The sequence below is a fragment of the Xanthomonas bonasiae genome (assembly GCF_017163705.1).
In the GTDB taxonomy this organism is placed as follows: domain Bacteria; phylum Pseudomonadota; class Gammaproteobacteria; order Xanthomonadales; family Xanthomonadaceae; genus Xanthomonas_A; species Xanthomonas_A bonasiae.
Map to the genome: position 1 here is coordinate 1 of NZ_JAFIWB010000057.1, position 5,486 is coordinate 5,486.

General features: G+C 64.5%; 1 protein-coding gene. It reads left to right on the forward strand.

Annotated features, from left to right (window positions below):
• Positions 1–63: 63 nt before the first annotated feature.
• A partial coding sequence (locus JR064_RS22855) for a non-ribosomal peptide synthetase (protein WP_241093258.1) occupies positions 64–5,486 on the forward strand: 5,423 nt, incomplete at its 3' end.

A 5,486-nucleotide genomic window follows, 5' to 3' on the forward strand; every position in this document is an offset into this window, starting at 1 on the left:
CGGTGGGCGCAGCGCAACGCGCACGCCGCCTTCGATCTGGAGCAGGCGCCGTTGCTGCGTGCGATGGTGATCCGCGAGGGCGAGCAGCAGCATGCGTTGTTGCTGTGCCTGCACCACATCGTGTCCGATGGCTGGTCGATGGGTGTGCTGATGCGTGAGTTCGGCATGCTGTACGGCGCTTACGTTACGGGCGCGACGGATGTGGCGCTGCCACCGCTGCCGATCCAGTACGCCGACTACGCGCACTGGCAGCGTGGCTGGTTGCGCGACCAGGTATTGGATGCGCAGGCGGAATTTTGGGCAGAGCAGTTGTCGGACTTGCCGGCGTTGCTGGAACTGCCGACCGACCGGGTGCGTCCTCCGCAGAAGCAATACCTTGGCGGGATGGTGACGTTCGAATTGCCGTCGGCGCTGGTGGCACGGATAGAGGCATTGTCGCGGGATCATGGCGCGACCTTGTTCATGAGTCTGCTGGCCGTCTTCCAATTGCTGCTGGCGCGCTTGAGCGGGAAGACCGACTTCGCGGTCGGTACACCAACGGCGCACCGTACCCACAGTGAACTGGAAGGGTTGATCGGCTTTTTTGCGAATACATTGGTGATCCGCAGTCGTGTGAATCCGCACGATGATTTCATCGCCCATCTGCAGGAAGTGCGCCGGCGGACGCTGGGTGCATACGAACACCAGGACCTGCCGATCGAAGCGGCTCGAGTCAGCTTGGAGCGCAGTTTGAGCTATACGCCGCTCTTCCAAACGATGTTCAGCCTGAATAACGCGCTGGGCGAATTGCCTGACTGGCCGGGCATGCGCTTGACCGCTATCGGAAATCAGGGGGACGACGTCCACGCGAAGTTTGATGTGAGTGTCGATCTGCGGCCGATGGATGGTGGAGGCTTCTGGGGAGTGCTGGTATACGACAAGGCACTGTTCGATGCGGCGACGATGCACCGATGGGCACAGTGGTACGTGCAGCTGGTGGAGTCGGTGCTGGCCTCGCCCCGGACCGCCGTTGGCACATTGGCGCTGATGACGGGCGTGGAAAGGCAGTGCCTGCTCGAGGACTGGAGCAGGGTGGCAGACACGGTCTCCAACGAAGATCTTGTGGCGCGATTCGAGCGCAAGGCGCAGAGTCGGCCTGATGGGATTGCCTTGATCCAGGGTGAGCGTTCATTGACCTACGCGGAATTGGATCGGCGCAGCAATCAGTTGGCGCATGCGCTGATCGGGCTTGGCGTTGGCCCCGAATCCATCGTTGCGATCGCGGTCCCGAGATCGTTCGAGATGTTGATCGGCGCGCTAGGCGTCTGGAAAGCGGGCGCAGCCTACCTGCCAATGGATCTAAGTCAGCCGGCCGAGCGCCTCGACGAGATTGCCGTGGACAGCGGTGTGTCGGTGGTGCTGCAAATGAGCGGCAGCGCGACGGACCTGCCGATCGAACGCCTCTGTCTTGACGAAATGGCGCTTGCCGATCAACCGCAGATCCGTCCTGCCGTCGTACGAGAAGCGGGGCAACTGGCTTATGTGATCTACACGTCCGGATCGACCGGTCGACCCAAGGGCGTGATGGTCACGCATGCCGGCGTGCGCAACCAGATCAGTGCGTTCAGTGACTATTTGGCACTGACCGAGACCGATCGCGTCTTGCAATTCGCAAATTTTTCTTTCGATACATCGGTCGAGGAGATTTTTGCGCCGCTCAGCTGTGGTGCGGCCTTGGTGCTGCGAACTGAAGAATGGCTGGCGGATGCGGATATTTTCTGGACGCTATGCGAGGCTTCTCAGATCACGATCGTCGATCTGCCCGCGCAGTTCTTCAACCTGATAGCGCAGGCGCGTCGCGCTGTCCCGTTGTGCGTGCGCTGCATTGTCAGCGGTGGTGAGGCGATCGGAGAAGCGGCACTGCAGGCGTGGTTCTCTGTTGCCGGGTATCGTCCGGCATTGTTCAACACCTATGGCCCAACCGAAACGACCATCAGTGTCGCTGTGCACGTGGTCACGGCGCGGGAGGGCGATTGGCGTGTGCTTGGCCGGCCGATCGCCAACACCGAATTCTACCTGTTGGACACCCATTTGGAGCCTGTACCAATCGGGGTGTCCGGTGAGCTGTTCGTGGGTGGCCTACAGGTGGCGCGTGGCTATCACGGCCGGCCGGATCTGACCGCCGAACGTTTTGTGCCGGATCCCTTCCTGCCTGGTGCCAGGCTCTATCGCACCGGAGACCTGGCGCGCTGGCGCGCCGATGGCACGTTGGAATATCTCGGTCGCAACGACCATCAGGTGAAGCTGCGCGGGTACCGCATCGAGCTGGGGGAGATCGAGTCGCGGCTATGCGAGTGTTCTGGTATCGCCCAGGCGCTGGCGCTGGTGCGCGAGGACGTGGCGGGCGACAAGCGCCTGGTGGCGTACGTGTCGGCGCAGGATGCGGCGGTGCTGGAGGCGGAGGAGTTGAAGGGTTTGCTGTCGCGGCAGTTGCCGGGGTACATGGTGCCTTCGGCGATCGTGGTGCTGGCGGCGTTCCCGTTGACGGCCAACGGCAAGATCGACCGCAAGGCGCTGCCGGCGCCGGAGCGCGGCGTGGAAGGGGCGGGGTACGTGGCGCCACGGACCGCGGCCGAAGTGCAGCTGGCGCAGGTGTGGGGCGAACTGCTCGGCGTGGACCCGGTGAGCGTGGAGAGCAATTTCTTTGCGCTGGGCGGCCACTCGTTGCTGGCGGTACGGATGATCTCGCAGGTGCGCAGCCTGCATGGCTGGGAGATCTCGATCCGGCAGGTCTTCGAGACGCCGACCATCGCAGGACTGGCCGCGACACTGGGGAAGGCGTCCAGCCTGCAGGCGCCGCCACTACGCCGACGCGAGACGCGAGACGCAGTCTCGCCGCTGTCGTTCGCGCAGCAGCGGCTGTGGTTCCTGTGGCGCCTGGAAGGACCGAGCCCGACCTACAACATTCCGCTGGGCCTGCGCCTGCATGGCCGCTTGTCGGTAGCGGCCGTCATCCACAGCCTGCGCGATATCGTGCAACGGCACGAAGCCCTGCGCACCCGGTTTGTCGAAGTCGATGGCGAGCCGCAGCAGGTGGTGGAACCGTCGTTGATCCTGGACGTGCCGGTGCTGGACGTGTCGGCGCTGTCGCCCGAGCAGGGCGAGGCGCAGGTGCGGCGGTGGGCGCAGCGCAACGCGCACGCCGCCTTCGATCTGGAGCAGGCGCCGTTGCTGCGTGCGATGGTGATCCGCGAGGGCGAGCAGCAGCATGCGTTGCTGCTGTGCCTGCACCACATCGTGTCCGATGGCTGGTCGATGGGCGTGCTGATGCGCGAGTTCGGCGAGCTGTATGCCCATTACGCCGATGCGCTGCCGGTCGCGCTGGCCGAGCTGCCGATCCAGTACCCGGACTACGCGCAGTGGCAGCGCGGCTGGCTGCGCGAGGAGGTGCTGGAGGCGCAGGCCGCGTACTGGGTCGCGGAGCTGGCCGATGTGCCGGCGCTGCTGGAACTGCCGACCGACCGGGTGCGCCCGGCACAGAAGCAGTACCGTGGCGGGTCGGTGCCGGTCGCATTGCCGGCGTCGCTGGTGGGGCGGCTGGAGGCGTTGGCGCGTGGTCGTGGCGCAACGTTGTTCATGGGCCTGCTGGCGGGGTTCCAGGTGCTGTTGGCGCGCTTGAGCGGTCAGGCGGACTTCGCGGTGGGCACGCCGAGCGCCAACCGCAGCCACAGCGAGCTGGAGGGACTGATCGGCTTCTTCGTCAACACCTTGGTGATCCGCAGCGGATTGAACCTGCACCAGGGGTTTGCCGCGCATCTGGACGAAGTGCGGCGGCGGACGCTGGGTGCGTACGAACACCAGGACCTGCCGTTCGAGCAGTTGGTGGACCGGGTCAATCCAGAGCGGAGCCTGAGCTACGCGCCGCTGTTCCAGGCGATGTTCAGTCTCAACAATGCGGTGGGCGAACTGCCGTCGTGGCCGGGCATGCGCCTGGAGGGCATCGCAGGCGAAGCGGGGGTGCAGGCCAAGTTCGACGTGAGCCTGGACCTGCAACCCGGCGCGGACGGCGGCGTGAGCGGTGCGTTGATCTACGATGCGGCGCTGTTCGACGCCGCGACAGTGCAGCGCTGGGCGCAGTGGTATGGGCAGTTGCTGGAATCGGCGCTGGCGTCTGTGCACATGGCGGTGGGCGCGTTGACCTTCATGACGCACGAAGAGCGGGCCGGTGTGCTGACGCGTTGGAATGCGACGGCTCGCCCGCTGCCGGACCTGGACCTGCTCATGCAGTTCGAACGTTGCGCCGAACTGCAGCCTGACAGACCTGCTATTGCACATAGTCAAGGCACATTGAGTTATGCCGAACTGGACCGGCGCAGCAACCGATTGGCGCATGAGTTGATCCAGCGCGGGATAGGTGCCGAGATGGTGGTCGGCCTGTGCCTGTCGCGTTCCCCGGAACTGCTGATTGCCATGCTGGCGGTCTGGAAGGCCGGTGCAGCCTACTTGCCACTGGACCCGGAGCACCCGGCAGAGCGCTTGGCGCAGATGCTGGCGGACAGTGATGCGGTGCTGACCTTGGTGTCACCGTCAACCAGGCCTGACATTCCAGGAACATGCCTGACGGTCGCGGAGCAGGCGTGGGCATCGCAACCGATGCATCGTCCAGCGCGCTCAAATGATCAGTCGCGATTGGCCTATGTCATCTATACCTCTGGCTCGACTGGCCGGCCGAAAGGCGTGATGGTCACGCAGGCAAGTGTGACGAATCTGGGCATGGCGTTGCGTGCGGAACTGGCATCGGCGGGTGTCGAGCTGATCGGTCGCTGGGGCTGGAATGCACCCTATGTGTTCGATGCTTCGGTGCAAGCGCTGGCCGGATTGGGCGCAGGCATGACGCTGTGTCTGCTCGACGATGCTCATCGCCAGGACCCAGAAGCCTTGATGGCCTACCTGGAAGCACAGGGCATCGATCTGCTGGATGGCACGCCTGCGCAGATGGAATTGTTGAAGACCCGGTTCCCACAAGCTCGGCTGCCGGCCTTGTTGATCGGCGGCGAAGCCATCGCGCCCTCCTTGTGGGCGTGGCTGGCGAAAGCCTCGCAGGGACGCGCGATCAACGTGTACGGCCCGACCGAATGTACCGTGGACGCGAGCGCCGAGCGCATCGATGCGCAAGAGCTCCCCAATGTCGGTCATCCTCTTTCGAACACGCAACTGTATGTGTTGAACGAACAGCTGGAACCTGCTCCGGTCAATAGCGTCGGCGAGCTGTACATCGGTGGCGTGGGCGTTGCGCGCGGCTACACGCAACGCCCGGACCTGACCGCGGACCGCTTCGTTCCCAGTCCTTTCGACGGCCCGGGCGCACGCTTGTATCGCACTGGCGACCGCGTGCGCTGGCTGGCCAGCGGTCGCCTTGATTACCTGGGTCGCCTGGACCATCAGGTGAAGCTGCGCGGGTACCGCATCGAACTGGGGGAGGTCGAGTCGCGGCTGCGCGAGCAGTG